Genomic DNA, 26,636 nt, shown 5'->3' with positions numbered 1-26,636 from the left:
GTGCTGTTATCAGGCAAATCAGCGGCAACGTCGGGTCGCGATCTCAGGTCGCAACTCAGGCCGCCATGTCATGCAGCAGGATGCGCCGCGCCGAGCACCTTGCCCTTCGTCTCAGGCAGGCACAAAGCGGCGACGATCACGAGCAGATAACCCGAACCGGCGACAATCCCCATTGCCTTCACGAGCGACATGCCCTGCGAAAGCGTACCGACGAGAATCGGAAAGAACGAGCCGAAGCCGCGCCCCAGGTTGTAGCAGAAGCCCTGGCCCGATCCGCGAATCGCGTTCGGATACAGCTCCGACAGATACGCGCCCACGCCGGCGAAAATCCCTTGCACGACGATGCCGAGCGGAAAGCCGAGCGCGAGCATCATGCCGTCGGTGATCGGCAGCATCGTGTAGATCATGCCGAGCACGAACGAGCCGATCGCGAACAGGATGAACGACGCGCGCCGGCCGATCTTGTCGCACAGAATCGCGCCGACGATATAACCGGTGAACGAGCCGACAATCAGCACGATCAGATAGCCGCTCGTGTTGAACACCGACAGATGGCGCACGGTCTTCAGATAGGTCGGCAGCCACGTCGTAATCGCGTAATAGCCGCCGAGCATGCCGGTGCATAACGCGCTGCCGAGCAGCGTCGTGCGCAGATGAGGCAGCGAGAAAATCTGCAGGAAATGCGCGGTCTCCAGGCCGCTGTCGCGCGCACGGCGCGTCTCGAGATAAATGTCCGGGTCGCTCACGTTGCGGCGAATGTAGATGATCCACGCCGCGGGCAGGAGGCCGATCCAGAAACAGGCGCGCCACGCGACTTGCTCCGGCAGCAACGCAAAGAACGCCCAATAGACGATGGCCGCGGCCGCCCAGCCGAACGACCAGCTGCTCTGAACGGTCCCGACGGCTTTCGCTCGATGCTGCGGCGAGCGTATCGTCTCGGCCATCATGATTGTGACCACTGACCATTCACCGCCGAAGCCGATGCCTTGCAGCGTGCGTGTCGCGAGCAGTTGCCAGAACGAATGCGTGAAGCCGGACAGAAACGTGAACAGCGCGAAAGTCGCGATGGTCCATTGCAGCACGCGGATGCGGCCGTAGCGGTCGGCCAGAATGCCGGCGAGCCATCCGCCGAGCGCCGATGAAATCAGCGAACTCGTCGCGATCATGCCCGCTTCGCTTTTGCTCATGCCCCACGTCGCGATCAGCGTTGGAATCAGGAACGAGTAGATCATGAAGTCGAACGCGTCGACCGCGTAGCCGCCGAAACCCGCGTAGAGCGTGCGGCGTTCCCGCTGCGTCAATTCGGTGAACCATTGGAGAGAAGGCATGTTTGTTGTGTTCTCCTGGGCTTTTCTTGTGTGCGTGCGGCTCGAGGGGAGGTCTTTGTATTCTACGGGGCGAGGCGTCGTGCGGTCACTTGTGGTCAAAATTGGCAGCAGACGGTAAGCAGGGAGTAAGCAGCCGACAGGAGACGAAATGCCTGGGAGAATGGCTTAAGAAGCGCTTTTTCGCGCGTGATTGCAGCGGGCATATCGGAAGCGCGCGCGGCACGGGCAAAGACCAAGCTGACCGTTGCTTACGAACTAATACGTCGTAACCAAAAAAATATTGGAAACGTTAAACTGCGCCCGCAGCGCTCAGGCTGCACTTTTTTTACTCACCTCGCGCATGACACATCAGATCGCCTAATGCCCGCCACCGCGAAAACCTGTCCGGCAACTCGCCGCCACCTTGTTCCCCCGGCCATGCCCGCGCACTCGCTGGCGGCATGCGCGTCGCGACGGACGTTCCTGAAGCGCTCCGCCAGCGTGCTGCTGGTGTCCGGCGTGGGCAGCTCGCTGCTTTCCGCATGCGGCGGCGGCCTCGGCGACGAGCAGAGCGACACGCCGCGGCTTGCATCGGTGGACAATTTCCGCGATGTCGCGGGCGCTGCGGCCGGCTATCCGACCGTCGACGGCAAGAAGATGCGGCGCGGCCTCTTTTTCCGCGCGAATGTGCTGACGCTGAGCGTGGCCGATCAGACGGAAATGGAGCGGCTCGGCATTGCGAGCGTCTACGATTTGCGCACGCCGGGCGAAGTCGAGCGCACCGCCGACATGCTGCCGCACGGCGCGGTTTCGCAAACGCTCGATGTGCTCGGTGTGCGCGACTTCACGCCGCCGCCTTTCGATTCAGCCGCTGGCGCGACCGCGTTCATGGAGTCGCAGGCGCGCGACTATGTGACCGGCGCGGCGCAGCGGGCGAACTTCGGCGCGCTGCTGCGCCAGCTCGCGGACGGCACGGGCCCGCAGCTCTTTCATTCCAACGCGGGTAAGGATCGCGCCGGCTGGGTCGCGGCGCTGCTGCAGAGCATTGCGAATGTGCCGCTCGACGTGATCATGCAGGACTATCTGCTGAGCAATGTCTACCGCGCGCAGGCCATCAGGTCGCTGAAGGAAACATTGCGCGCGCAGGACGGCGACGCGCTCGCCGCGATTCAGGAACCGTTGCTTGGCGTGCAGGAAAGTTTTCTGCAGGCTGGCTTCGATCAGGTGCAGACGAGCTACGGCACGATGACGCGCTATCTGACTGACGGGCTTGGCGTATCGGAGGCGGCTATCGAGAGCTTGCGGAGCCGGCTGGTTGTTTGATGTGGCGGCGAGGGAGCGGGTTAGGCGCGTGGGCCGAGCGGGCTAGCTGAAAACAGCGGCTGAAGATGCGCGCCAAACGCGCGGGCCGAACGCGCCGGCCGAACACGCAGGTCAAACACGCAGGCCGAACACGCAGGCCGAACAGGCAGGCCGAACACGCAGGCCGAACACGCAGGCCGAACACGCAGGCCAAACACGCAGGCCAAACACGCAGTCAAAAAAAATCCGCCCCGGATACGCGGGCGGACTGAGAAGGGCGGCATCGAGGTTGCCGGGGCCAACTATAAGGCCCGCGGTCATGCGTTAGCCGATGCGGTAAGGCAGCGTAAGCGCGCGCCTTGCGCCGCGCCGCGCAGTGCGATCACGACCGCTACCGCTACCACGAGCCCACCTGTCATGTCGATGTCGACGCAGGCACCGCCACCACCCCCACCGGCAACTCAATACACACTTCCAGCCCACCCTCGGCGTGATTGCGCACGTGGCAACGTCCGCCGCGATCGTGCGCGAGCCGTGCGACGATCGCGAGACCGAGACCGCAATGGCCTTCGCCGCCGCGCGCGGCGTCGAGCCTCACGAACGGTTTCATCGCGGCGGCAATGCGGTCGTCGGGAATGCCCGCGCCATGATCCCGCACGCTGATGACCCAATGTCCGTCGCTGCGCGCGGTGCGGATATCGACGGGCGGCGCGCCATGTTCGAGTGCGTTATCGACGAGGTTGGTCGCCAGCCGATCGAGCAGCGTGCGCGGCAACGTGAACGACGGGCCGGCACGCAGATCCAGCGCGAACAGCCGGGCTTCGCCGCCCGCGTCCTGCGAGCCCGAGCCATCGACGGCGCTGTCAATCACACTGTCACCCACACCATCACTATCCGAAAACTGCTCGCGCAAGAATTCGTCGACCTGAACCGGCGGACCGGCATCGGCGGATTGACCGGCGAACTCCAGAAACTGCTGGACGATGTTAGTCAGCGAATCGACATCGCGAATCAGCCCGGCACGCTCGCTTTCCGCGACCAGCACGCTCGCGCGCAGCTTCAGGCGCGTGAGCGGCGCTTTCAGGTCGTGCGCGACGCCGGCGAGCATGACCGCCTGGTCGTCGCCGGCCTCGTTCAGGCGCCGCATCATGTCGTTGAACGAGCCAATCAGCTCGCGCAGTTCGCGCGGGCCTTGCACGGTCACCGGTTCCGGTCGGCCGCCCGAACCGAAGACGCGCGCGGCGTCGGCGACGCGCGACAGCGGACGCTGCATCTGCCACACCGCGAACAGCGACAGGATCAACGCGGCGGCCAGCATCGAAATGGCTTCGATCAGAAAGCGCGGCGGCGGCGGCAGATCGACCGGCAGCACGACCCAGTTCGACTTGCCCGGAAACAGCACCCACAGTTGCGGCGGACGCAGATCGTCGACGGCAATCTGGGTGCCTGGCGGAAGCGTCTCACGCAGATGCTGCGTCAACTGAACAACCAGGTGCTCGGTGGGTTCGCGCAGATGGACGCTCGGCGGCATGTTCCAGGTCGGAACCAGATGCACGCGCATGGCCGGCGCGAGCGCGGCGCCCTTGATCGGCTCGCCGTTGATGGCCTGCAGCGCCAGCACGACGCCGCGCGCAAAGCCGTCGATCTCATGGCGCGGCGGCTGCATCACCACCAGCACGAACCAGCCGGCCTGAATCGCCAACAGCACCGCCGTCGAAAGCAACGCCATTCTGCCGAACAGCGTGTTCAGCGGGTTTCTCATGCGTTCGAGGCGGCCTCGTCGGAGAACGGTGTGCCGTCGGCGTCGGGTACGAAAACGTAGCCCTTGCCGCGCACGGTTTGCACGTAGCACGGATTGGACGGATCGTCCTCGATCACGCGCCGCAGTCGCCAGATCGGCACGTCGAGGCTGCGATCGCGGAAGGCGAGGTTGTCGCGGTGCACGAGGTCGTGAATCAGCACACGCGATAACACCTTGTACGGGTTGTTGACGAAGATCTTCAGTAGCGCGAACTCACTGTCGCGCAACGGCAGCTTCGTATCGGCGCGCGACAGCGAGCGTGTGGCGAAGTCCAGTTCGAACGGGCCGAACCTGTACGGCTTGCGGGCTTCCGGCGCGCTCGTGGTCGACGGCCCGCGGCGCCGCAGCACCGTGTGGATGCGCGCGAGCAGTTCGCGCGGATCGAAGGGCTTGGTCAGATAGTCGTCCGCGCCGAGCGATAGCCCGACGATGCGGTCGGCCACCGTGCCGCGCGCCGTCACGAAGATCACCGGAATGTCGTCGCCGGCGGCGCGCAGCGCGGTGAGCGCGCGCAGGCCGTCGGTGTTCGGCATCATGATGTCGAGCACGACGACCGACGGCCGTTCGCGCTCGAGCCGGCGCTGGAGATGGGTGCCGTCATGCAGCACCGACGCGTCAAAGCCGTTCGACTGCAAGAACTTGCAAAGCAGATCGCGTACGACCGGATCGTCGTCGACGATAAGGACCTGTGGATTCATGGCGAAATTCTAGACCGGCGCGCGCGACGCGCGGCCGACTGTTTTCTTACCAATGCTTACCCGATGCGGTGCGAGTTTTTCGGCGCGATTCTGGCGCAATTGGGCGCAATGTTCGCACACGCGAGCGTAAGGCCCGTCAACCAAGGTTCACAGCATATTTCAGCACTGCCGCTTCTGGCAACGCGGGCGCGCGTGCGGGCCTCGCATTCGATGTGCGCACGCGGTATTTCTCGAAACAGTTTGCGCACAACGGCAAGTGCCGGAAAGCACTCGCAACGCGTCGTAAGCACCGTCGAAAAGCGCGCTTTTCTTCGTGCATCGGCGAGGCGTGGGCGGCGAGATGATTCGTCCTGCGATACGTCGCGCCGCACGCCGGCAGAGCTTCAGGCTCTCATCCGGCGCACGCGGTGCGCGACCGACATCTTGCCAAACCCAGCCCAACCAGCGCCATGCGAGGCTCATCATGACTGTTCCCAGCAACCTCAATTCCACCCATTTTTCTTCGATTGCGCCCACCAAGGCGACGGAAAAGCCGGCGTCCAACGGCAGTTCCGCAGCGACAAGCGGGAGCGGCAGCGGCAACGCGCAAGCCAAGGGCTCGGCGACTCAGCCGCAGCCGCAGCCGTCGGTGCCCGCGGGCCTCGTCGGCCATCACGTCAACACGACCGCCTGACGTACCGAGGCGCGCGTGTCGACATCAATAATTTCCGGGCGCGTCGTGCGCGCCGCTGCGTGGCTCGCGCTCGGCGCGGCGCTGTTGCCGCTCGACGGCTGCGCCGTTGCCGCGCTGCCTTGCCGGCTGACCTCGGCGACGCTGAAGATCATCCCGGTCGTCGGCCATGCGGCGGCCACGCCGTTCGACATCTGCTCATCCGCGATCGATTGAAACATGAGACCACAACGGATTGCCTGCGCGCTGGCGCTGCTGTGCGGCACATTCTCGCTGACCGTGCCGGCGCAGCCGGCGGCGCGCGATGCGGGCGCCGCAGCTTCGGCGCCGGCATCGAAGGACGCATTCGCCGACGCCCGCCGACGCGCGCAGGACACGCCATTCGCATTCCGCGGCATTGCGCTCGGCATCACGCTCGATGAATTCCGCGCCGGTTCGAAAGTGCGTGCGACGCCGGTCGGCAGCGTGCCGGTCTGCGAGACGGACGTGCAGGCGGGCGCGCTCGGCATGCGGCTGAAGTCGCACGAGAGTCTGACCGTCGCGTGCCGCTGGGCGCATCGCGACGATAACGGTTGGGCGCTGTCGCAAGCGGTCGTCGACGGTGCGCCGGCGGCCGAGCATGTGCTGCGTTTCGCGCGCATGGAAGGGCAAAGCGCGCTGCGGCTCTACGAGATTTCCTTCGTGATCGACGAAGTCACCGCCGAAGATCTGCGCGACGCGCTCGCGGACCGCTACGGCCCGCCGCGTCATGCGACGCGGAACGTGTCGTCGCCGGGCGCGCTGCCGGTCTACGTGTGGGAAAACGCGGTCAGTTCGATCACGTTGTGTTTCCTGCCGGGCACGCGCAACGGCACGCTCACTTATCTGCTGAAGGGGTCGGACGCGTGGGTGAAGTCCGTCGTGCGGCAGTGGCAGGCGAGCGATGCAGAAGCCGGTTGATGCAGCGGCGCCGATGCGCGGATCAGCACCATTCAGCGAGGGAGTAAACCCGATGCCTACGCTACGTTTTTCCGTCGCGCTATGCGCGGCGGCATGTGTGTCCGCTTGCGCGAGCGGACAGAGGTCGATTGTCGAAACACCGATGGCGCCGCCGCTCGTGTCCGCGCCGCTGAACGTCAACACGCAGGGCGCGATCTATCAGGCGGGCACGCTGATGGTGCTGTACGAGACGCCGCGCGCGCAACACATCGGCGACGTGCTGACGATCCGTCTGTCCGAGTCGTATAGCGGGAACAACAGTTCGACGGCGGCCGCGAGCCGGGCGAGCAGCATCACCGCCGATGCCGCCGATAAATCGACGGGCGCCGCCGCGCGGCTCGCGAGGCTCTTCAACATCGGCTCGGCCAGCACCGAATTCAAAGGACAAGGCAGTCTCACCGACGCGAGCGCGATGACCGGCACGCTCGCCGTGACCGTGATCGGCACGATGCCGACCGGCAACCTGGTCGTGTCGGGCGAAAAGGTGATTTCGATGGGCGGCAACCGCGACCGCTTGCGGCTGTCAGGCGTGGTGAATCCTAAGGATATCGAAACAGGCAACTATGTCGCGTCGAGTAAGGTCGCGAATGCGCGCATCGAGCAGGCCGGCGCCGGCATGATCTCCGACGCGACGACGATGGGCTGGCTGCAGAGAATGTTTTTGAGCGTGCTGACTTTCTGAGGCGTCGTCAACGAACGCGCTCACTGCGCAGCCGCGCCCGCTCCGCGCTCGGCCGCGCCGATCTCGCCGTCCGGCACGAACACATAGCCGCGTCCCCACACCGTTTGCACATAGCGCGGCTCGGACGGATCGACCTCGATCAGCCGACGCAAACGCCAGATCGACACATCCAGACTGCGGTTGCGATGCGTCTCGCTATTGCCGTGCAGTTTTTCGAGCAGTTGCGCGCGCGTGAGCACGGTCATCGCGTGAGTGACGAACACTTTCAGCATCGCGAATTCGCTTGAGCGCAGCGTGATGCGTTCGCCGTCGCGGCGCAATTCGCGCGCCGGGAAATTCACCTCGAAGCGGCCGAAGCGATACGGCGCGCGTTGTTCGGGCGCGCTCGGCGCAATCGAGCCGCGCCGGCGCAGCACCGTGCGAATCCGCGCGACGAGTTCGCTCGGTTCGAACGGCTTGCCGAGATAATCGTCCGCGCCGAGTTCGAGACCGATCACACGGTCGATCGGATCGGCGCGTGCGGTCAGCAGAATCACGGGGATATCGTCGCCCGCCACGCGCAGCGCGCGCAGCGCACTGATGCCGTCGAGCTCGGGCATCATGATGTCGAGCACGACCAGCGCGGGACGCTCGTCCTGAAGCTTGCGCTGCAGCGCCATGCCATGTTCGAGCGTGGCAACCTTGAAGCCGCGCCCTTCGAGATACTGGCTGACGAGCTCACGTACGACGGGGTCGTCGTCGACGACCAGAATGGATTGGTTCATTCAGGTCATCTTAGTGATCCGCGCGCGCGCAGCAAAGCGGCTAACGCTTTCCAATCCTTTCTCGCGTAAGAGAAAGCAACCGGCATGCGGCTAGTTGACCTGCGAGGTCTGAATCGTCTGCCGTGTTTCGCGGCCGAAATCGGTCCGGTCGATCACCATCTTGTCGATCAATCCATTGAGTTTGGTCGACGCCGACGAGAAGCGGTCGCTGTTCAGGCCGCCCGTCTGGTAGCGCGCGGTGACGAGAATGCGGCCACTCTGCACGAGCGTCAAATCGATGACCGACAGATACTGGATCGCGTCGTCGCTGAACGAGCGGCGGCCGTAGTCGATCGCCGCGTTATAGACGAGGCGCGCCTCGCAGCCGGCGGGCGAGGTGCCGGGATTGTAGACATCCGAACGAATGCCGCGGCGATCGAGCGCGAGTTGCAGCGCCGGCACGAAATCGCCGACCGACACAGCAGTGTTCACCTCGATGCAAACATGCCGCACATCCGCGGGACGGCCGCTCACGAAGGTCGGCGACGAATAGTTCGCGGCGATGGCGTAGCCGGCCTGGATCACGGAGCCGGTGGCGTCGGCTGCCTGGATCAGCGTCCACGCGCAGCCGTTCAGTCCGACCGTCAGCGTCGTACAGGCGACGAACCGCGCGCTCGGCCGCCGCAACCTGACCCAGGCCGCGCGAGGGGCTCGCGTCAAAGCGTTAGCGCGTGTGGTGGTCAGGAAGGTCATCAAGCGGAGCCAAATGCGAGAAAGGCAAGCCATGCGGATCGGCTGAGCGAAGCGAAATGCGGCGGAACGCGCATCGTCCTCGACGTGTCTGCATTCAGCGCGCGACGCGCAGCCGCAACTCGTTTTGCCCTTGCACGCTCGCAGTGACATTCACGCGCCGCTCGGCGGTCGTCACGATGAAATGCTGGCGCGTCGGCGTGTTCACGTCATGCACGACGTTCGGAAAGCACGCGGCGATGTCGGCGCCGATTTCCTCGAGCGGATCGTTGACGACACCGTCGGCTTGCCAGTGCGCGCGCCAGTGGCAGTCGTACGCGTGCGCGTTGGCGCGGCAGTCTTCGGCGCTCGCGACGCCCGGCAGTTGCGCGGCCGGTTGCGTGTGCAATTGCTTGTAGTCGGATGCTTCGACGATGTGCCTGAGCGCGGGGCACACGTCGGCGGGTTCGTTCGGCGGCGTGGTTTGCGCGGCATGAGCAAGATGAGCGGCACTTCCGAGCAGCACGGCCGCGGAGAGAGCAAGGCCGAGCCGGTGAATCGAAGGATAAGAGCGGCGATCGAATGACATGAGCGAGAGTCCGTTAGCAGTGGATGGCGTGCGGGCCGCAGGGGACGGCGCGCACGACTATCGTCGCTGTTTCGGGCTCGTTTCAAAGGGCTGAAAAGCTTGCCCGCTTCGCAAATGCTTTCGAGGTGTTCTCGCGTGTTTCGGGATCTTGCCGCGGCTCGCGCGAATGTGAGTACGGGTGCGAGTGCGTTGGCGAACGGCGCGCGGCGGTGTGAATCAGCCGAGCGTCAGTCCGCCGTCGACGTGAATCACCTGGCCGGTGATGTGACGCGCTTCGTCGGAAAGCAGGAAGGCGATCAGCGCGGCAATGTCGGCGGGCTCGGCGATGTGGCCGAGCGGTGTCGATTCCGCGGCACGCGTCCACACGGCGGCGTTATCGGCGCTCGGTCCGCGGTCCTTGCGCGTATAGCCGGGCGCGACGCAATTCACGGTCACGCCATGCGGCGCGAGTTCGGCGGCTGCGGTTTTCGCGAGCGACTCGAGCGCCGCCTTGGCCGCGGCGGTCGCGGCAAACGGCGTATCCGCGCGATAACGATGCGCGACGAACGAACTCAGCGCGATCACGCGGCCGCGCTTCGAGGTTTCCAACGCAGGCGTCGCGCGCTTCACGAGCGCCGCGAAGGCGGCGGGCATCGCGGCGAATGCGGCGCCGAGCACATCGGAATCGAGCGTCTGGAGCGTCTGGCGCTGCGCATGCCCTGCGTTCGCGACCAGTTGATCGAGTGCGCCGAAGTTCGCGAGCGTTTGATGCACCACATGTTCCGCGGCGCCGCGCTCGGCGAGATCGCCCGTCACCGTTGCGCAGGCCGCGCCGTTCGCGCTGCAATCGGCGGCAACCTGCGTGAGACGCTCGCGCGACTCGCGCTCGGCGCCGCGTGCGTGCAGCATCAGCGCGGTGCGCGGCGCGGCGATCCGCCGGGCCAGCGCCGCGCCGATGCCGGAACCCGCGCCGGTGATCAGCACGACGCGATCAAAGCCCGCACTGGCTTCGCTCGCTGCGGCGCTCTCCGGGTTCATGCCGCGACCGCTTCGCCGGCGCGCTCGACTTCGAGCGTTTCGTCATGGAACGCCGCCAGCGATTCGCGATGCGCGACGCTGACGATGGCCGCCTTCGGCAGCCGCTCGGTGAAGAGGCGATAAAGACGCGCTTCGTTCTCGGCATCGAGCGCGCTCGTCGCTTCGTCGAGAAACAGATAGTCGGGCTTGTGCAGCAGCACGCGCGCGGCGGCGAGGCGCTGTTGCTCGCCCGGCGAGAGCACGCGCGTCCAGTGCGCGGATTCCTGCAAACGGTCCGCGTATTGCGACAAGTGGCAGACGACGAGCGCCTCGCGGCATTCGTCGTCCGTATACGTGTCGGCCGCCGACGGATACGCGAGCGCCGCCTTCAGCGTGCCGATCGGCATGTAGCTCACTTGCGGAATGAACATCATGCGGGCGTTGACGGGCGCATCGATCGCACCATCGCCGAACGGCCACAAGCCGGCGAGCGCGCGCATCAGCGTGCTCTTGCCCGAGCCGGACGGCCCGCGCACGAGCCAGCGCGAGCCCGGATGAATCACGATGTCGCGGATGCGCGAGAGCGGGCTGCCGTTCGGAAGCGCGAGCTGGAGGCCGTCGGTGGAGAGCTTGTCGGCGTCGACGAAATGCAGGTTGATGCCGCCGTGCGCGGTGGCCGGCGAGACGGATTCCTTCAGACGCGGCGCATGCACGACCCGCTTGAATTCGCGCAGACGGTTGACCGTGGCGCGCCATTCGACCAGCGTCGAGTAACTGTTGATGAACCACGAGAACGAATCGCTGACCGTGTTGAATGCGCTGGAGATTTGCATCAGCACACCGAACGTGAAGGCGCCCGCGAAATAACGCGGCGCGGCGACGACGAGCGGAAAGATGATCGCGATCTGACCGTAGAAGCTCAGCACGAAGGTGAGCCGCTTCGTGTACTTCATGACCTGCCACCAGTTATCGCGGATGCGGCCGAACAGCGAATGGGCGTTCGTCTTCTCCGTGTCCATGCCGTTGTAGAACGCGATCTGCTCGGCGTTCTCGCGCAGACGGATCAGGCCGAAACGGAAATCGGCCTCGACTTTCTGCGCTTGATAGTTGATCGGCACGAGCGGATGACCGACTTTCTGGATCACGAGCGAGCCGACCACTGCGTACAGCGCGGCTGCCCACACCATGTAGCCGGGAATCTGCAGCGGCACGCCGCCGAGCGTGATGGTCAGCGCGCCGGCCAGCGCCCACAGGATCGTGATAAACGAGACGAGCGTGACGACCGTGGACAGCAGATCGAGCGTGAGCGACAGCGTGGTCGTGGCGAACGACTGCAGGTCGTCGCTGATCCGCTGGTCTGGGTTGTCGGCGAGGCGGTCGCGCTCGATCCGGTAAAACGCGCTGTCGTGCAGCCACTCGTTCAGATAGCGCGTGGTCAGCCACTGACGCCAGCGAAAGCCGAGCATCTGGCGCATATAGCGTCCGTACACCGCGAGGATGATGTAGCCGAACGCGAGCCCGGAAAAGATCATCAGCAGATGCGGGAAGTCGCGTACGTTCTTGGTTTGCAGCGCGTTATAGAAGTCGGCGCTCCAGCGGTTCAGGCGGACGTTGATCCATACCACCGCGAGGTTCATCGCAATGATCGCGATGAGCATCCCCCACGCCGTCTTTTTTTCTTCCGACACCCAGTAAGGCTTGATGAGGCTCCATGCGGAGACTTTCTCGTCGGGCGGCAGCGCGGGGCTGACAGAAGTATTCGTTGTCATGAGCGTCCTGGGAGTGCTGTTCGATTCGGGCCGGTCCACGCGGGCCGACCCCTCGCGGGTCTTCGTATCTGTCGTGTCTTGTCTGTGCATATCTGCGCGGTCACGGCGGCTGACGGCCGGGCGCCGCGGCGACTGCCGATTCTGGCGCGAAGCCCTTAAGCGAAAATTAATTCGCGGCGCCGGCGCGAAGCCGGCAGTCATTGCTGCCGCCTCTGCGCGAGCACCGCCGCGACATAACCGCCGACCGTTCGCGCGATGCCGCGTTTTCCGCGTCATCTCTCGTGGCATTGTGCCAGAGCGCTGGGCCGCTCATCCGGCTAAAGCGTAAGGCGCAAAAGGTGGTGCCGGATCAAGCCGCGTGCGCCGCGATGCGCCGCTCGTTTGCGAGCGCCGCGCCTTTTATGGTCTAATGACCTTCGACGAAACAGGGGTGCTTTGCACTTGAGCGGCGTGATTCTCACGCTGCGGCTGCGAGGCTGAGAGAGACCCTTTGCACCCGATCCGGGTAATACCGGCGCGGGAAGTTTCCGGAAGCAGCCAGTCTTCCATTCCCCGCCGGGCGGCGTACTTCATTGGAGTACGCATGTTGCCTGGCCGGCCTTGCCCGCCGGTTTCGTCCTGGGTACGCGCTTTTTGTCGGCCGTACGGAAAGGACTCGATGACCGCCTATTGTTCAGTTATGTGCTTTGCTCCTTGTCGCGCCGTTCTTGACGCGCGCTGCATTGCTTTTGTCCGTCGTATCGAAGCGGAGCGCGCACGATGAGCCGCGCCGCACAACCCGATTTCGCTGTGCTCGGCGGCGGTCTGTGCGGGCGCCTCGTCGCGTGGCGGCTCGCCGGAGAAGGACATCGCGTGGCGCTTTATGAGCGCGGCGACGCCGACGGCTCGCAGGCTGCCGCGTGGGTCGCGGCCGCCATGCTCGCGCCGCTTGCCGAAGCCGCCAGCGCCGAACTTCTGATTACGCGTCTCGGCGCCGCATCGCTCGAAACCTGGCCGCAAGTGCTGGCCGGGCTGCCCGAGCCGGTGTTTTTCCAGCGCAATGGCACGCTCGTCGTCTGGCATCACGCGGATCGGACTGAGGCGCCGCTGTTCGAAAGACGCGTGCGCTCGAACGCGCCGGCCGAACTGCTGGACGGCGGCTTTGTCACGCTGGCCGGCGCGCAACTCGGTGCGGCCGAGCCTGCGCTCGCGGGGCGCTTCAATCAGGGCTGGCTGCTGCCGCGCGAAGGTCAACTGGACAACCGCCAGGTGCTGCGTGCGTTGGCGGCGGGTCTTGCGCAACGCGGTGTGGAAACGCACTGGAATACGCCCGTGCTCGATGGGGCGCTGCCGCCTGCGCGCATCACCATCGACTGCCGCGGCCTCGGCGCGAAACCCGTGCTGCCGACGCTGCGCGGCATCCGCGGCGAAGTCGCGCGCGTGCACGCGCCCGGCATTAATCTGACGCGGCCGGTGCGGCTGCTGCATCCCCGTTATCCGCTCTACATCGCGCCGAAGCAGGACGATTTGTATGTGATCGGCGCCACCGAGGTGGAAGGCGAGGACATGTCGCCCGTCAGCGTGCGATCCGCGCTGGAGCTGCTGAGCGCGGCGTTTTCCGTGCATCCGGGCTTCGGCGAGGCGCGCATTCTCGAACTGAATTCGCAGTGCCGTCCGACCTTGCCCGATCATCGGCCGGCGCTGTTGTGGGACGGCGCGCAGACGCTGCGCGTGAACGGGCTGTACCGGCACGGCTACATGATCGTGCCCGAGGTCGCCGACGAAGCCGCGCGCTTCGCGGCGGCGCTGCTGGACGGACGCATCGGCGACGCCGACGCGTTCGCGGACTGGCGGCGCGCCGCGCGCTGGAGCGAACTGTTCCACGAGCAGCGCGCGCGGGAGCCCGCATGAGCGCCGGCCGCCGGCGCGACGCTGCGAACGCCTGCGCAATTGCCATCGACTGAACCGTATTCGAACACCATGGACATTCATATCAATCAGAAGCCGTTGTCGCTGCCCGAAGGCGCGACTGTCGCCGATGCGCTCGCCGCGTACGGCGCGCGGCCGCCGTTCGCCGTCGCGCTGAACGGCGATTTCGTCGCGCGCACGCAGCATGCGGCGCGCGCATTGCAGCCGGGCGACAAGCTGGACGTCGTGCAGCCCGTGGCCGGCGGTTGAGCGCGTTGCCGCGCCAAACCAAGCCAGCCGTTCACGCAATCGCAGACGAGCGAACACGACCACGCACGACCACGCACGATCACGAGCAATCGCCGCCCGCCCCGCCTTGCCGGAGACCAGATGATGCAAATGACTTCCCCCCAAACCGCCGACGCGCTCACGCTCTACGGCCAACCCTTCGCGAGCCGGGTGCTGCTTGGCACGTCGCGCTATCCGTCGCTGCAATCGCTGTCCGATTCGATCGACGCCGCGCGCCCCGGCATGGTGACCGTCGCGCTGCGCCGGCAGATGAACGAAGGCGGCGCCGAAGCCGGCTTCTTCGATCTGCTCAAGCGCCACGGCGTGCCGCTTTTGCCGAACACGGCAGGTTGCCTGACCGTCGGCGAGGCGGTGGCGACCGCGCACATGGCGCGCGAAATATTCGAAACCGAGTGGATCAAGCTCGAACTGATCGGCGACGACTACACGCTGCAGCCCGATCCGGTCGGCCTGATCGAGGCGGCGGCGAAGCTCGTCAAGGACGGCTTCAAGGTGCTGCCGTATTGCACCGAAGACCTGGTGATCGGCCGCCGTCTGCTGGACGCCGGCTGTGAGGCGCTGATGCCGTGGGGCGCGCCGATCGGCACCGGCAAGGGCGTGATCAATCCGTATGGCTTGCGAGTGCTGCGCGAGCGGCTGCCTGACGTGCCGCTGATCGTCGACGCCGGGCTCGGCGTGCCGTCGCACGCGGCCCAGGTGATGGAGTGGGGTTTCGACGGCGTGCTGCTGAACACGGCGGTGTCGCAGGCCACGCATCCCGACGCGATGGCGCGCGCGTTTGCGCTGGGCGTCGAAGCGGGCCGTCAGGCGTTTCTCGCCGGACCGATGGCCGAGCGCGAAAGTGCGCACGCGAGCACGCCGGTGGTCGGCATGCCGTTCTGGCATCAGGACGGGAGCGCCGCATGACGCAGACCCTGGCCCTGAAAGACCGCGACCTGTTCTGGCCGCCCGCCGACGAGCTCACCGAAGCGACCGAGCGCATCCGCGCCCGTCTCGGCGACTGGCCGCCCACGCACGCGCCGTGGCGCATCTGCCTGACCGCGCCGGATCAGCCGAATGGCGGCGATCTGATCGTGCTCGCCGATGCCGCGCGGCACGGCGAACAGATGGCGCGCTGGCTCGTGCAGGGTGCCGCGGTGGTCGAGGCCGCCGAGAACAAGGCGACGCTGCATCTCGGAGGCGAAAAGTACCGTCTGGAAGGCCATCTCGCGGAAGACTGGATTCCCGCGCTCGCCGCGTTCCTCGACTGCGGTTTCGATCCGCACGACGCGCTCGTGCTGGCGCTCGCGTGGCGCGACGGCGACGAAACCCGGACCAACGCCGCCGGCGACTCGTTCCCGTGCGATCTGGCTGCCTTTCCGCGTCTTGCCGGTTTGCCGCAAGCGCCGGCGCAGCCGTTCCCGCGCTGCCCCGAACGGCTCGGACTTTATCCGGTGCTGCCGAGCGCCGAGTGGGTCGAACGCGTGGTCGGCTACGGTGTGAAAACGGTGCAGTTGCGCCGCAAGTCCGCCCATCCCGCCGACGAACTTCAGCGCGAGATCGCCCGCTGCGTCGCGGCGGGAAAGCGGCACGACGCGCAGGTTTTCATCAACGATCACTGGCAGGTCGCGCTCGATGCGGGCGCCTACGGCGTGCACCTCGGCCAGGAAGACGTGCACACGGCGGATCTGGCGGCGCTGGCGGCGGCCGGCATCCGGCTCGGTCTGTCGACGCATGGCTTCTACGAAATTCTGAAGGCGCTGCACTTCCGCCCGAGCTATATCGCGTTGGGAGCGGTGTTCCCGACCACGACGAAAGTGATGCCGACCGCGCCGCAGGGCGTCAAGCGCCTCGCGCGCTACGTCCGGCTGCTGGACGGCGTCGTGCCGCTGGTGGCGATCGGCGGAATCGATTTGCAGGTGCTACCCGAGGTTCTCGCGACGGGCGTCGGTTGTGCGGCGGTGGTGCGCGCAGTCACCGAAGCGTCCGATCCGGCGGCCGCCGTTGCCGCACTGCAACAAGCTTTTACGCAATAATCGTCATGATTGGTTAAGGGACAGGGCGCCTCACGGCAACATTTGCATGATGGCCCTATAATTCGGCCTTCCGTGCAAAAGGATTGTCACTCAGTGTCTTCCCCATCCGAGACCTTACTCGAGCTGCGCGACGTCGACTTCGGTTACGGCGACCGGCTCGTCCTGTCGAACCTGAACCTGCGCTTTCCGCGCGGCCAGGTCGTCGCGGTCATGGGCGGTTCGGGTTGCGGCAAAACAACGGTGCTGCGGCTGATCGGCGGTCTGGTTCGCGCGCAGCGCGGCGAGATTCTGTTCCACGGCGAAAACGTCGGCGCGCAAACGCGCGACGGCCTGTACGCGCTGCGCCGCAAGATGGGCATGCTGTTCCAGTTCGGCGCGCTGTTCACGGACATGTCGGTGTTCGAAAACGTGGCCTTTGCGCTGCGCGAGCACACCGATCTCCCGGAGGAACTGATCCGCGATCTCGTGCTGATGAAGCTCAATGCGGTCGGCTTGCGCGGCGCGCGCGACCTGCTGCCGTCGGAGATTTCCGGCGGCATGGCGCGGCGCGTGGCGCTCGCGCGCGCCATCGCCCTCGACCCCGAACTGATGATGTACGACGAGCCGTTCGCCGGCCTCGACCCGATCTCGCTCGGCATCACCGCGAACCTGATTCGCGCGCTCAACCGGGCGCTCGGCGCGACGTCGATTCTGGTCACGCACGACGTGCCGGAGTCGTTCGCGATCGCGGACTACGTGTATTTCCTCGCCAACGGCGGCGTTCATGCCGAGGGCACGCCGGCGCAACTGCGCGCGTCGACTGATCCGACGGTGCGGCAGTTCATCGACGGCGCGCCGGACGGTCCGTTCAAATTCCACTATCCGAGCAGAACGCCGCTCGCGGCGGACTTCGGCGTCGGCGGAGGGCGGTCATGATCGGCACATTGATCTCCTCGGTCGGCCGCGTGGTGCTCGACGGGCTCGGCACGGCCGGCTACGCGACGCGTTTTTTTCTCCGGCTGCTGGTCGAATTTTTCCCGCTGCTGCGCCGTCCGCGGCTTGTCACGAAGCAGATCCACTTCGTAGGTAATTATTCGCTGGTGATCATTGCGGTGTCGGGGCTGTTCGTCGGCTTCGTGCTGGGCTTGCAGGGCTATTACACGCTCAATCGCTATGGTTCCGAGCAGGCGCTCGGGCTGCTGGTCGCGCTCTCGCTCGTGCGCGAACTCGGGCCGGTCGTCACGGCGCTGCTTTTCGCCGGCCGCGCGGGCACCTCGCTCACCGCGGAAATCGGCTTGATGAAAGCGGGCGAGCAGCTCACCGCGATGGAAATGATGGCGGTCGACCCGGTCAAGGTCGTGGTCGCGCCGCGTCTGTGGGCCGGCATTATCGCGATGCCGATTCTCGCGGCGATTTTCAGCGCGGTCGGTATCGCGGGCGGCTATGTGGTCGGCGTGCTGCTGATCGGCGTCGATGCCGGCGCGTTCTGGTCGCAGATGCAAGGCGGCGTGGACGTCTGGCGCGACGTTGGCGCGGGCGTCGTCAAAAGCGTGGTGTTCGGCCTTGCGGTGACGTTCGTGGCGCTCTTCCAGGGCTACGAAGCGCGGCCGACGCCCGAGGGCGTGTCGCGCGCCACGACGAAGACGGTCGTGTATGCGTCGCTCGCGGTGCTCGGCCTCGATTTTCTGCTGACCGCGCTGATGTTCAGTTAAGACTGCGTTGCCTGTTTTGCCGCTGCGGCGCGTCACTGAGCGCGCGCGGCGGCGCGACGGCGGCGCGGCGATTCACTTTGGGATGACGATGAAAAAGACTGCTCTCGACTTCTGGGTCGGCCTGTTCGTGGTGTTGGGTTTCGTGGCGCTGCTGTTTCTCGCGCTGAAGGCCGGCAACATGAGCTCGCTGTCGTTCCAGGCGACTTATCCGGTCAAGCTGAAGTTCGACAATATCGGAGGATTGAAGGCGCGCGCGCCCGTCAAAAGCGCGGGCGTGACGGTGGGCCGGGTCGCCTCGATCGGCTTCGACAGCAACGCCTATCAGGCGCAGGTGACGATCGACATCGACAAGCAGTATCAGTTTCCGAAAGACACGTCGGCGAAAATCCTGACGTCGGGGCTGCTCGGCGAGCAATACATCGGCCTCGAACCGGGCGGCGATACTGAAATGCTCAAAGCCGGCGACACCATTTCGATGACGCAATCGGCAATCGTGCTTGAAAACCTGATCGGACAGTTCCTCTACAGCAAAGCGGCCGATTCGGGCGCATCGAAGCCGGGCGCCGCATCGGTGGCACCGGCGGCAGCACCCGCTCCGGCGCCCGCGGCGGCGGTGCCCGCTTCCGGCTCGGCCGGTCAATAAGGAGAACAACAATGCAGACCTTACAGGCCGGGGGCGCGCGCGTCTTCCGGATGGGTAGACTGGCGGTTGCGGCCGCGATCCTGGCCGGTTGCACGACGGTGCAGACGCCGACCAAGGGCGATCCGCTCGAGGGCCTGAACCGCACCATCTTCACGGTCAACGACAAGCTCGACCAGTACGCGCTGAAGCCGGTCGCGAAGGGCTATGTGTTCATCACGCCGCAGCCGGTGCGCGACAGCGTGACGAACTTCTTCTCGAACATCGGCGACGTCTACATTGCGGCGAACAACCTGCTGCAACTGAAGATCACCGACGGCGTGCAGGACATCATGCGGATCGTGATCAATACGATCTTCGGTGTCGGCGGATTGTTCGACGTGGCCACGCTCGCGAAGCTGCCCAAGCACGACAACGACCTCGGCCTGACGCTCGGCCATTACGGCGTGCCTGCGGGGCCGTATCTGGTGCTGCCGCTGTTCGGTCCGAGCACCGCGCGCGACGCGGTCGGCTCGATCGGCAATTACTATATCAACCCGCTCAGCTACGTCGATCCGGCGGGCTTGAGCTGGGCGCTGTACGGTCTGAACATCGTCAATACGCGTGCGAATCTGCTGAATGCGAGCGACGTGCTGGAAGGCGCCGCGCTCGACAAGTATTCGTTCGTGCGCAACGCGTATCTGCAACGCCGCGAGTATCTGCTGTCGGACGGCAAGCAGTCGCAGGCGCTGCCGAACTATGGCGATGAAGCGCCGCTGCCGAAGTACGAAGACGTCGACGGCACGCCCGCCGGCGCGCCGGCCGGTGCAGTGACCGGAACCGCGGGCGCGGCGGGAACGAGCGGTGCTGCCGCGAAGGCGTCGGCTGCATCCGGTGTGAGCGCCGCGACGCCGCCGCAAGCCGCGTCAGCCGCTGCAACGGCGAACGGCGCCTCGGCGCCCGAAGCGGCTTCGGGCGCGGAAACGCCGCCGCTCGACCTCAACGGCGGTCCGGAAACCACGCAGATTCCGGCGGGTCAACTGGTGCCGCCCACGCGCTTCAACTTGCCGTCGTTCAAGTTGCGATGAGCGTGCCGGCGCGGCCGTAACAGATCGATACGACTCTCGCAGTTTGCGCATGGATTGCCGCTGAACTCGCGTGTTAATGTCGCCTCAAACGGTTGCACTATTTTTTAAGCAAGGCTCGATATGAAAAAATTCTTTCTGATTCCGTTGTTTGCAGCGTTGTTCTCTTTCGTGAGTGTTGGAGCATCGGCGCAAGCCGTCGACAGCAGCGCGCCCGACGTGCTCGTCAAGACCGTCACCCAGCAGGTGATCGACGCGGTGCGCGCCGACAAGTCGATCCAGCAGGGCGACATTTCGCACATCACGCGTCTCGTCAACGAAAAGATCCTGCCGTACACGGACTTCCGCCGCACCACGCAACTGGCGATGGGCCGCAACTGGCGCACGGCGACGCCCGAGCAGCAGAGCCAGGTCGTCGAACAGTTCAAGATGCTGCTGATCCGCACGTATTCGGGCGCGCTCGCGCAGGTGCGCGACCAGCAGATCCAGTACAAGCCGTTCCGCATGAATCCGGACGACACGGACACGGTGGTCCGTTCGGTCGTGATGAACAACGGTTCGCCGATCGAGCTCGACTACCGTCTGTACAAGACGCCGCAAGGCTGGCGCGTGTATGACATCAACGTGCTCGGCGCGTGGCTGATCCAGGCTTATCAGCAGCAGTTCAGCGAGCAGATCCAGCAGAAGGGCGTCGACGGACTGATCCAGTTCCTCACGCAGCGCAATCAGCAACTCGCCGCGGGCAAGCAGTCGTGAGCGAAGTGCTGAGCCCCGTCGCTCAACGGTTCGCGAGCGGCGCGACGCTGACCCACGCGAGCGCGAAGGCCGCGCTCGCGGCGGGTCTCGAGCGAATCGCAGCGGGCGCGGGCGGCGTCGATTGCGCGCCGCTCACGCACTTCGATTCATCGGCGCTGGCCGTGCTTCTCGCATGGCGGCGGGCCGCTCAGGCGCGCGGCGGCGCATTCGAAGTTCTCAATCTGCCGGCCGGGCTCGCGAGTCTCGCGCAAGCCTACGGCGTCGATACGCTGATCGCCGGTTCCATCGAAGGCGCTCGCGCCGCGTGAGCGGTCCGGCGCGCTTCAGCGCCGGCTTCACGCGATTCTGCTCACGTCGTTCGCCAGCTTGCCGTCAGCGCCACACGCGCGCGCACCTGACGCGTTCATCACGCTTCCCGCTATCCCCCGACTGAGATAGGGCCGCCAGGTTTTGCCCTATAATCAAACGTTTTTTGGGCCACGGTTAGGGCAATCCCACCGGCCCCAATTCCGTTTTTTCCAGCACTTTGCGCCCGCCCAGGGCTCCTTTAAGCGCCGCGACGCACGCGGCGCACTGTCATGTCAGCCATAGAAATTCGTAACGTCAAAAAGCGCTACAAGGACTTGCAGGCGCTCAAGGGCGTCAGCCTCACGGTGGAAGAAGGCGAGTTCTTCGGGCTGCTCGGTCCGAACGGCGCGGGCAAGACAACGCTCATCAGCATTCTCGCGGGACTCGCGCGCGCGGACGAAGGCAGCATCGCGGTGCGCGGCCACGACGTCGTGGGCGACTTCCGCGCGGCGCGCCGCGCGTTGGGCGTGGTGCCGCAGGAACTCGTGTTCGATCCGTTCTTCACGGTTCGCGAAACCTTGCGCATTCAGTCCGGCTACTACGGGCTGCGCAACAACGACGCGTGGATCGACGAAATCATGGCCAACCTCGACCTCACCGAGAAAGCCGACGCCAACATGCGCGCGCTGTCGGGCGGCATGAAGCGCCGCGTGCTGGTCGCGCAGGCGCTGGTGCATCGGCCGCCGGTGATCGTGCTCGACGAGCCGACCGCGGGCGTCGACGTCGAGTTGCGCCAGACGCTATGGAAATTCATCTCGCGCCTGAATCGCGAAGGTCACACGATCGTGCTGACCACGCACTACCTCGAGGAAGCCGAATCGCTGTGCGACCGCATCGCGATGCTGCGTCGCGGCGAAGTGGTGGCGCTGGACCGTACCAGCACGCTGCTGCAACGCTTCGCCGGCATGCAACTGTTCGTGCGTTTCGCGCAAGGCGTGCTGCCCGCCGAACTGCGCCCGCTCGAAGCCGAGGGCGGCGCGGGCAACGGCAATGGCCGCCAGCATCTGCTGCGTCTCGCGAGCTATGACGACGTCGAGAAGATTCTCGCGCAATGCCGCGCGGCAGGCTGCACATTCGAAGAAATCGAGGTCCGTAAAGCCGACCTCGAAGATGTTTTCGTTCAGGTGATGAACGGTCCGGAAGTGATCGAGGGGCTCGCATGAGCGGCTATAGCGGTTTCGGCACGCTGTTCTATAAAGAAATCCTGCGCTTCTGGAAAGTGTCATTCCAGACCGTGCTTGCGCCCATCATCACGGCGCTGCTGTATCTGACCATTTTCGGCCACGCGCTGCGCAATCATGTGCAGGTTTATCCGGGCGTCGAATACACGAGTTTCCTCGTGCCGGGCCTCGTGATGATGAGCGTGTTGCAGAATGCGTTTGCGAACAGTTCGTCGTCGCTGATCCAGTCCAAGATCACCGGTAATCTGGTGTTCGTGCTGCTGCCGCCGCTGTCGCACTACGAGATGTTCGCCGCGTATGTTCTCGCGGCGGTCGCGCGCGGTCTCGCGGTCGGTTTCGGAGTGTTCATCGTGACGATCTGGTTTGTGCCCGTCAGCTTCACCGCGCCGCTCTACATCATTCTGTTTGCGATTTTCGGCGCCGCGATTCTCGGCACGCTCGGTTTGATCGCGGGCATCTGGGCCGAAAAGTTCGACCAGCTCGCCGCATTCCAGAATTTTCTGATCATGCCGCTCACGTTTCTCTCAGGCGTGTTCTACTCGACGCATACGCTGCCGCCGGTGTGGCGGGAAATATCGCGGCTCAATCCTTTTTTCTACATGATCGACGGCTTTCGCTATGGCTTCTTCGGGATGTCGGATATCAATCCGCTCGTGAGCCTTGCGATCGTCGCCGGTTTCTTCGTGGTGCTGGCCGTGGTGGCGATGCGCATGCTCGCGTCCGGCTACAAGCTGCGCCACTGACGAGGAGCTTCTCACATGTTGCCGACTCCCGAACAGGTCAAGCAATACATCGCCGCTGGGCTCGCTTGCCAGCATCTCGAAGTCGAAGGCGACGGTCAGCATTTCTTTGCGACCATCGTTTCTCCGAGCTTCGAGGGCAAGCGTCTGATCCAGCGTCATCAACTCGTGTATGCGGCGCTCGGCGACCGCATGCGCGAAGAAATCCACGCGCTCAGCATGAAAACGCTGACGCCCGCCGAATGGCAGAACGCGTAATCTGGAAATTTAGTGCGAATTACTCAGGAAGGACGCGACGCCGGCAGCGGCGCGTCGAACACAATCAAGGCAGTTCCGGCTGAAGTCCGGATCGATCAGGAACACACAGGCATGGACAAACTCGTCATTGAAGGTGGCTACCCGCTGTCGGGTGAGGTCGTTGTCTCGGGTGCGAAGAACGCGGCGTTGCCGATTCTGTGCGCGAGTTTGCTGAGCGCGGAGCCGGTGCAGCTCGACAACGTGCCCGATTTGCAGGACGTGCGCACCATGCTCAAGCTGCTCGGGCAAATGGGCGTGCGTATCGAAAGCGGCGAGGGGCGCGTGTCGCTCGACGCGTCGAAGGTCGACAACCTCGTCGCGCCGTACGAAATGGTCAAGACCATGCGCGCGTCGATTCTCGTGCTCGGGCCGCTCGTCGCACGCTTTGGGCACGCGCGCGTGTCGCTGCCGGGCGGTTGCGCGATCGGCGCGCGTCCGGTCGATCAGCACATCAAGGGCCTGCAGGCGATGGGCGCCGAGATCACGATCGATCACGGCTTCATCGAAGCGCGTGCGGAGCGGCTGAAGGGCGCGCGCATCATCACCGACATGATCACGGTGACCGGCACCGAGAACCTGCTGATGGCAGCCGTGCTCGCCGAAGGTGAAACGGTCATCGAGAACGCGGCGCGCGAACCGGAAGTGGGCGACCTCGCGCACCTGCTCGTGCAGATGGGCGCGAAGATCGAAGGCATCGGCACCGACCGTCTCGTGATCCAGGGCGTGGACAAGCTGCACGGCGCAAAGCACACGGTGATTCCGGACCGCATCGAAGCCGGCACGTTCCTGTGCGCGGTGGCGGCGGCCGGCGGCGACGTCACGCTGAAGAACGTGCGTCCGCAGACTCTGGACGCGGTGACCGCCAAGCTGCGCGAAGCGGGCGTGACGATCGACGAAGGCGACGACTGGATGCGCGTGCGCATGGACAAGCGTCCGAGCGCGGTGTCGTTCCGCACGTCCGAATATCCGGCGTTTCCGACCGACATGCAGGCGCAGTTCATGGCGCTGAACACGGTCGCGGACGGCAAGGCGCAGGTCGTCGAGACGATCTTCGAGAACCGCTTCATGCACGTGCAGGAGCTGAACCGCCTCGGCGCCAACATCACGACCGACGGCAAGACCGCGCTCGTGACGGGCGTCGAAAACCTGTCGGGCGCGAAGGTCATGGCGACGGATCTGCGCGCGTCGGCGAGCCTTGTGATTGCCGCGTTGCGCGCGGAAGGCGAGACGCTGATCGACCGTATCTATCACCTGGATCGCGGCTACGACCGGATGGAAACCAAGCTCAACGCGATCGGCGCGAAGGTGCGGCGCATTGCCGGGAGCCAGGCATGAGTTCGATGCCGCAAACGTCGAGCTCGCCGGCGGTCAGCGCGCCGTTGACGCTGGCTTTGTCGAAGGGGCGTATCTTTGAAGAAACGCTGCCGCTGCTCGCCGCGGCCGGCATCGAAGTCGCCGAAGATCCGGAAAGCTCGCGCAAGCTGATCCTGCCGACCACCGACGCGAACCTGCGCGTGATCATCGTTCGCGCGACCGACGTGCCGACCTACGTCGAATACGGCGCGGCGGACTTCGGCGTGGCGGGCAAAGACGTGCTGCTCGAACACGGCGGCAGCGGGCTGTATCAGCCGGTGGACCTGGACATCGCGCGTTGCCGCATGTCGGTCGCCGTTGCGGCGGGTTTCGATTATGCGAACGCGGTGCGCCAGGGCGCCCGCTTGCGCGTCGCGACCAAGTACGTCGAGACCGCACGCGAGCATTTCGCCGCCAAGGGCGTGCACGTCGACCTGATCAAGCTGTATGGTTCGATGGAGCTCGCGCCGCTCGTCGGTCTCGCGGATGCGATCGTCGATCTGGTGAGTTCGGGCAATACGTTGCGCGCCAACCATCTGGTGGAGGTGGAGGAAGTCATGCAGATTTCATCGCGCCTCGTGGTGAACCAGGCGGCGTTGAAGCTCAAGCGCGCTGCGTTGCGGCCGATTCTCGACGCGTTCGAACGCGCGACCAAAGCCGGCGTTGCGGCGGCCTGACATCCGCATCGAATCAGTCTGACCTTGCTTTAAAGCGCGCCTTACCGAAACGGATACCCGTATGTCTATCAAGATTCGCAAACTCGATTCCACGGCTCGCGACTTCCAGAAGTCGCTGCACGCGGTGCTCGCGTTCGAGGCGAGCGAAGACGAAGCAATCGAGCGCTCGGTCGCGCAGATCCTGAACGACGTGAAGGCGCGCGGCGACGCGGCGGTGCTGGAATACACGAACCGCTTCGACCGGCTCGACGCGAAGAGCGTCGCGGCGCTGGAGCTGCCTATCTCCGAGCTGGAAGCGGCGCTCGAAAGTTTGGAGCCGAAGCGCCGCGCGGCGCTCGAAGCGGCGGCGGCGCGCGTGCGCGGCTATCATGAGAAGCAGAAGATCGAGTGCGGCAGCCATAGCTGGCAGTACACGGAAGCAGACGGCACCGTGCTCGGCCAGAAGGTCACGCCGCTCGATCGCGCGGGTATCTACGTGCCGGGCGGCAAGGCGGCGTATCCGTCGTCGGTGCTGATGAATGCGATTCCGGCGCGCGTGGCCGGCGTGCGCGAGATCGTCATGGTGGTGCCCACGCCGGACGGCGTGAAGAATCCGCTCGTGCTGGCGGCGGCGTTGCTCGGCGGCGTGGATCGCGTGTTCACGATCGGCGGCGCGCAGGCTGTAGGCGCGCTCGCGTACGGCACCGAAACCGTACCGGCCGTCGACAAGATTTGCGGCCCCGGCAACGCGTATGTCGCGTCGGCCAAGCGGCGTGTGTTCGGCACGGTCGGCATCGACATGATCGCCGGGCCGTCGGAAATTCTCGTGTTGTGCGACGGGACGACCGATCCGCGCTGGGTCGCGATGGACCTGTTCTCGCAAGCCGAGCACGACGAACTCGCGCAGTCCATTCTGCTGTGTCCGGACGACGCGTTCATTGGCCGCGTGAAGGACGCCATCGACGAACTGCTGCCCACCATGCCGCGCCGCGACGTGATTCAGGCATCGCTCGAAGGGCGCGGCGCGCTCGTCAAGGTGCGCGACATGGCCGAAGCCTGCGCGATCGCCAACGACATCGCGCCGGAACACCTTGAGATATCGGCGCTGGAGCCGCATCAATGGGGACAACTGATCCGCCATGCGGGCGCGATCTTCCTCGGCCGCTATACGAGCGAGAGCCTCGGCGACTACTGCGCGGGACCGAACCACGTTCTGCCTACGTCGCGTACCGCACGGTTCTCGTCGCCGCTCGGCGTCTATGATTTCTTCAAGCGTTCGAGCGTGATCGAAGTGAGCGCGGAAGGCGCGCAGACGCTCGGCGAAATTGCCGCCGAACTCGCTTACGGCGAAGGCTTGCAGGCCCACGCCCGCAGCGCCGAGTACCGGATGCGGCAAGGCGGTTGAGGGGATCGGGGCTCAGTCGCTCCACCGCTG

Annotated in this window: 29 protein-coding genes and 1 riboswitch; of the genes, 21 read left to right on the top strand and 8 right to left on the bottom strand. The window is 65.3% G+C overall.

Features of this window, described 5'->3' with window-relative positions; genetic code table 11:
• Positions 1-68: 68 nt before the first annotated feature.
• Entirely contained in the window at positions 69-1,328 is a 1,260-nt protein-coding gene (locus tag CUJ91_RS16355; protein ID WP_006052254.1) for an MFS transporter, read from the bottom strand.
• 417 nt (positions 1,329-1,745) lie between these two features.
• Between CUJ91_RS16355 and CUJ91_RS16350 the strand changes: the two genes are divergently transcribed.
• On the top strand, positions 1,746-2,630 hold the full coding sequence (locus CUJ91_RS16350; RefSeq protein WP_114156518.1) for a tyrosine-protein phosphatase: 885 nt from the start codon (positions 1,746-1,748) through the stop codon (positions 2,628-2,630).
• Between the two features lie 394 nt (positions 2,631-3,024).
• On the opposite strand, the gene CUJ91_RS16345 is transcribed toward CUJ91_RS16350, so the two are convergent.
• Both CUJ91_RS16345 and CUJ91_RS16340 read right to left on the bottom strand, forming a co-directional pair.
• Positions 3,025-4,371 (bottom strand): ATP-binding protein, encoded by a 1,347-nt coding sequence (locus tag CUJ91_RS16345; protein ID WP_006052256.1) that lies wholly within the window; start codon positions 4,369-4,371, stop codon positions 3,025-3,027.
• Positions 4,368-5,108 carry a response regulator gene (locus tag CUJ91_RS16340; RefSeq protein WP_006052257.1) on the bottom strand — a complete coding sequence of 247 codons (741 nt, stop codon included), beginning with the start codon at positions 5,106-5,108 and terminating at the stop codon, positions 4,368-4,370. Before CUJ91_RS16340 ends, CUJ91_RS16345 begins: the two co-directional genes overlap by 4 nt.
• A 463-nt stretch (positions 5,109-5,571) precedes the next feature.
• On the opposite strand from CUJ91_RS16340, the gene CUJ91_RS16335 reads away from it, so the two are divergent.
• The 4 genes from CUJ91_RS16335 to CUJ91_RS16320 are packed head-to-tail and all read left to right on the top strand — an operon-like array spanning position 5,572 to position 7,438.
• Positions 5,572-5,781 carry a hypothetical protein gene (locus tag CUJ91_RS16335; RefSeq protein WP_006052258.1) on the top strand — a complete coding sequence of 70 codons (210 nt, stop codon included), beginning with the start codon at positions 5,572-5,574 and terminating at the stop codon, positions 5,779-5,781.
• A gap of 45 nt (positions 5,782-5,826) precedes the next feature.
• The gene (locus CUJ91_RS16330; RefSeq protein WP_321175810.1) at positions 5,827-5,994 is read left to right on the top strand and encodes a DUF6726 family protein; all 168 of its coding nucleotides are present in this window, start codon (positions 5,827-5,829) and stop codon (positions 5,992-5,994) included.
• A 3-nt stretch (positions 5,995-5,997) separates the two neighbouring features.
• Positions 5,998-6,717, top strand: a complete 720-nt coding sequence (locus tag CUJ91_RS16325; protein WP_006052260.1) for a hypothetical protein — start codon at positions 5,998-6,000, stop codon at positions 6,715-6,717.
• Between the two features lie 52 nt (positions 6,718-6,769).
• Entirely contained in the window at positions 6,770-7,438 is a 669-nt protein-coding gene (locus tag CUJ91_RS16320; RefSeq protein WP_114156517.1) for a flagellar basal body L-ring protein FlgH, read from the top strand.
• Positions 7,439-7,458: 20 nt separating this feature from the next.
• Here CUJ91_RS16320 and CUJ91_RS16315 read toward each other — a convergent pair whose 3' ends face one another.
• From CUJ91_RS16315 to CUJ91_RS16295, 5 genes are all read right to left on the bottom strand, one after another.
• Positions 7,459-8,202 (bottom strand): response regulator, encoded by a 744-nt coding sequence (locus tag CUJ91_RS16315; RefSeq protein WP_053858810.1) that lies wholly within the window; start codon positions 8,200-8,202, stop codon positions 7,459-7,461.
• A gap of 90 nt (positions 8,203-8,292) precedes the next feature.
• A complete protein-coding gene (locus CUJ91_RS16310) occupies positions 8,293-8,934 on the bottom strand; it encodes a hypothetical protein (protein WP_029971271.1) in 642 nt (213 codons plus the stop codon).
• Positions 8,935-9,028: 94 nt separating this feature from the next.
• Positions 9,029-9,499 carry a hypothetical protein gene (locus CUJ91_RS16305; protein WP_006052265.1) on the bottom strand — a complete coding sequence of 157 codons (471 nt, stop codon included), beginning with the start codon at positions 9,497-9,499 and terminating at the stop codon, positions 9,029-9,031.
• Between the two features lie 216 nt (positions 9,500-9,715).
• A complete protein-coding gene (locus CUJ91_RS16300) occupies positions 9,716-10,516 on the bottom strand; it encodes an SDR family NAD(P)-dependent oxidoreductase (protein WP_114156516.1) in 801 nt (266 codons plus the stop codon).
• Positions 10,513-12,264: an ABC transporter ATP-binding protein/permease gene (locus CUJ91_RS16295; protein ID WP_114156515.1), complete on the bottom strand. Its 1,752-nt coding sequence runs from the start codon at positions 12,262-12,264 to the stop codon at positions 10,513-10,515. Before CUJ91_RS16295 ends, CUJ91_RS16300 begins: the two co-directional genes overlap by 4 nt.
• A 416-nt stretch (positions 12,265-12,680) precedes the next feature.
• Positions 12,681-12,804, top strand: a riboswitch (TPP riboswitch).
• A 219-nt stretch (positions 12,805-13,023) separates the two neighbouring features.
• On the opposite strand from CUJ91_RS16295, the gene CUJ91_RS16285 reads away from it, so the two are divergent.
• The 16 genes from CUJ91_RS16285 (at position 13,024) to hisD (ending at position 26,606) form a co-directional block, all read left to right on the top strand.
• Positions 13,024-14,154 carry an FAD-dependent oxidoreductase gene (locus CUJ91_RS16285; RefSeq protein WP_006052268.1) on the top strand — a complete coding sequence of 377 codons (1,131 nt, stop codon included), beginning with the start codon at positions 13,024-13,026 and terminating at the stop codon, positions 14,152-14,154.
• A 69-nt stretch (positions 14,155-14,223) separates the two neighbouring features.
• Positions 14,224-14,421 (top strand): sulfur carrier protein ThiS, encoded by a 198-nt coding sequence (thiS, locus tag CUJ91_RS16280; RefSeq protein WP_006052269.1) that lies wholly within the window; start codon positions 14,224-14,226, stop codon positions 14,419-14,421.
• Between the two features lie 129 nt (positions 14,422-14,550).
• Positions 14,551-15,366 (top strand): thiazole synthase, encoded by an 816-nt coding sequence (locus tag CUJ91_RS16275; protein WP_029971276.1) that lies wholly within the window; start codon positions 14,551-14,553, stop codon positions 15,364-15,366.
• Positions 15,363-16,475: a thiamine phosphate synthase gene (gene thiE / locus CUJ91_RS16270; RefSeq protein ID WP_114156513.1), complete on the top strand. Its 1,113-nt coding sequence runs from the start codon at positions 15,363-15,365 to the stop codon at positions 16,473-16,475. The genes CUJ91_RS16275 and thiE overlap by 4 nt, the downstream gene beginning before the upstream one ends.
• A gap of 93 nt (positions 16,476-16,568) precedes the next feature.
• Positions 16,569-17,390: an ABC transporter ATP-binding protein gene (locus CUJ91_RS16265; protein ID WP_053858807.1), complete on the top strand. Its 822-nt coding sequence runs from the start codon at positions 16,569-16,571 to the stop codon at positions 17,388-17,390.
• A gap of 8 nt (positions 17,391-17,398) precedes the next feature.
• Positions 17,399-18,166 carry a lipid asymmetry maintenance ABC transporter permease subunit MlaE gene (mlaE, locus tag CUJ91_RS16260; protein ID WP_053859096.1) on the top strand — a complete coding sequence of 256 codons (768 nt, stop codon included), beginning with the start codon at positions 17,399-17,401 and terminating at the stop codon, positions 18,164-18,166.
• Positions 18,167-18,254: 88 nt separating this feature from the next.
• Positions 18,255-18,809, top strand: coding sequence for an outer membrane lipid asymmetry maintenance protein MlaD (gene mlaD, locus CUJ91_RS16255; protein ID WP_006052274.1), 555 nt, complete (start codon positions 18,255-18,257; stop codon positions 18,807-18,809).
• Positions 18,810-18,820: 11 nt separating this feature from the next.
• Positions 18,821-19,873: an MlaA family lipoprotein gene (locus CUJ91_RS16250; RefSeq protein WP_114156512.1), complete on the top strand. Its 1,053-nt coding sequence runs from the start codon at positions 18,821-18,823 to the stop codon at positions 19,871-19,873.
• A gap of 120 nt (positions 19,874-19,993) precedes the next feature.
• Positions 19,994-20,626: an MlaC/ttg2D family ABC transporter substrate-binding protein gene (locus CUJ91_RS16245; RefSeq protein WP_006052276.1), complete on the top strand. Its 633-nt coding sequence runs from the start codon at positions 19,994-19,996 to the stop codon at positions 20,624-20,626.
• A complete protein-coding gene (locus CUJ91_RS16240) occupies positions 20,623-20,934 on the top strand; it encodes an STAS domain-containing protein (RefSeq protein WP_029971279.1) in 312 nt (103 codons plus the stop codon). Before CUJ91_RS16245 ends, CUJ91_RS16240 begins: the two co-directional genes overlap by 4 nt.
• Before the next feature lie 270 nt (positions 20,935-21,204).
• Positions 21,205-22,137: an ABC transporter ATP-binding protein gene (locus CUJ91_RS16235; protein WP_006052278.1), complete on the top strand. Its 933-nt coding sequence runs from the start codon at positions 21,205-21,207 to the stop codon at positions 22,135-22,137.
• Positions 22,134-22,898, top strand: a complete 765-nt coding sequence (locus CUJ91_RS16230; protein WP_006052279.1) for an ABC transporter permease — start codon at positions 22,134-22,136, stop codon at positions 22,896-22,898. The genes CUJ91_RS16235 and CUJ91_RS16230 overlap by 4 nt, the downstream gene beginning before the upstream one ends.
• 15 nt (positions 22,899-22,913) lie before the next feature.
• The gene (locus tag CUJ91_RS16225; protein ID WP_006052280.1) at positions 22,914-23,153 is read left to right on the top strand and encodes a BolA family protein; all 240 of its coding nucleotides are present in this window, start codon (positions 22,914-22,916) and stop codon (positions 23,151-23,153) included.
• A 111-nt stretch (positions 23,154-23,264) separates the two neighbouring features.
• Positions 23,265-24,527 carry a UDP-N-acetylglucosamine 1-carboxyvinyltransferase gene (gene murA / locus CUJ91_RS16220; protein ID WP_114156752.1) on the top strand — a complete coding sequence of 421 codons (1,263 nt, stop codon included), beginning with the start codon at positions 23,265-23,267 and terminating at the stop codon, positions 24,525-24,527.
• Complete coding sequence (gene hisG / locus CUJ91_RS16215; protein WP_053858805.1) at positions 24,524-25,222, top strand: ATP phosphoribosyltransferase; 699 nt, start codon at positions 24,524-24,526, stop codon at positions 25,220-25,222. The genes murA and hisG overlap by 4 nt, the downstream gene beginning before the upstream one ends.
• A 61-nt stretch (positions 25,223-25,283) precedes the next feature.
• Positions 25,284-26,606, top strand: coding sequence for a histidinol dehydrogenase (hisD, locus tag CUJ91_RS16210; protein WP_006052283.1), 1,323 nt, complete (start codon positions 25,284-25,286; stop codon positions 26,604-26,606).
• Positions 26,607-26,636: the final 30 nt, after the last annotated feature.

Origin of the sequence: Paraburkholderia graminis, assembly GCF_003330785.1 — a bacterium.
Classification (GTDB): domain Bacteria; phylum Pseudomonadota; class Gammaproteobacteria; order Burkholderiales; family Burkholderiaceae; genus Paraburkholderia; species Paraburkholderia graminis.
The sequence above is the reverse complement of the archived record's forward strand: the minus strand, read 5'-3'. Positions and strand labels throughout refer to the sequence as shown.